Annotated in this window: 2 pseudogenes; one reads left to right on the plus strand and one right to left on the minus strand. The window is 68.6% G+C overall.

From position 1 onward, the window contains the following. A pseudogene (locus tag A5692_RS07480) lies at positions 1-768 on the plus strand (DUF222 domain-containing protein); the annotation flags it as partial. Here A5692_RS07480 and A5692_RS28095 read toward each other — a convergent pair. Further along, a pseudogene (locus A5692_RS28095) lies at positions 676-1050 on the minus strand (LysR family transcriptional regulator); the annotation flags it as partial. The pseudogenes A5692_RS07480 and A5692_RS28095 sit on opposite strands and share 93 nt — an antisense overlap. Positions 1051-1213: the final 163 nt, after the last annotated feature.

Genomic DNA, 1213 nt, shown 5'->3' on the forward strand with positions numbered 1-1213 from the left:
GGCACCTACACCGACGACGACCGCGCCCGCCGGCGCGGACTCACTTTGGGCAAGCAAGGCCCCGACGGCATGTCCGAACTGCGCGGCCTGCTCACCCCCGAGGCCCGCGCCACCGTGGAAGCGGTCCTGGCCAAACTCGCCGCACCCGGCATGTGCAACCCCCTCGACGACACCCCATGCGTGGACGGCGCCCCCAGCCAAGACGCCATCGACCGCGACGCCCGCAGCACGGCCCAACGCCACCACGACGGGCTGCTGGCCGGCCTACGGGCGCTGTTGGCCTCGGGAAAACTGGGTCAGCACAACGGCTTACCCGCCTCCATCATCATCACCACCACCTTGGCTGAGCTGCAGACCGCCGCCGGCACAGGGCGCACCGGTGGCGGCACCCGGCTCCCCATCAGCGACGTGATCCGCCTGGCCCGCCACGCCCACCACTATTTGGCCGTCTTCGACAACGCCAAACCTTTGGCGCTGTATCACAGCAAGCGACTCGCCACCCGCGGACAACGAATCATGCTCTACGCCAAGGACCGCGGCTGCACGGCGCCGGGCTGCACCGTGCCCGGCTACCTCTCCGAAGTCCACCACGTCACCGACTGGAACCAGTGCCGCCGCACCGACATCGACAACCTCACCTTCGCCTGCGGACCCCACCACCGCATGCTCAAACCCGACGGCTGGACCACCCGCACAAACGCCAAGGGCCACACCGAACGGATCGGTAAGCAGCGCAACGGTAGTCGAGGCAGCGGGCACCACCCCGAGCCGCAGTTCGCCGGTCAGGCCGGTCTGCAGCGCCGTAACCTCCTGTCGCAGGGCGTCGCGGTCGGCCAGGATGCGTCTGGCCCAGGGCACCAGCCGCTCGCCCTCGGGAGTGAGGCCTTCGAACTTCTGTCCACGCCGCACCAGCGGGACGTTGAGCTCCTGTTCGAGCTTGCGGATGGCCTCCGACAGCGCGGGCTGCGAGACGTAGCAAGCGCTCGCCGCGCGCGCGAAGTGGCGCTCCTGAGCGAGCGCTACGAAATACTCCAGCTGACGGAATAGCACGGACCATTCGACCACGCGCAGAGGCGGCGCTGTCGCTAGGCCGCGTCGTCATCGTCGTCGTGCCGTAGGAGTTTTTCGGGGTGGTGGTAGGTGGGAGGACGGCGGCTACGGGCTGATCGAGTGGAAAATGGACCTCGAGCTCGGCGCGCACTACTATCGGCGC

This window comes from Mycobacterium sp. E342, from assembly GCF_001667665.1.
In the GTDB taxonomy this organism is placed as follows: Bacteria; Actinomycetota; Actinomycetes; order Mycobacteriales; family Mycobacteriaceae; genus Mycobacterium.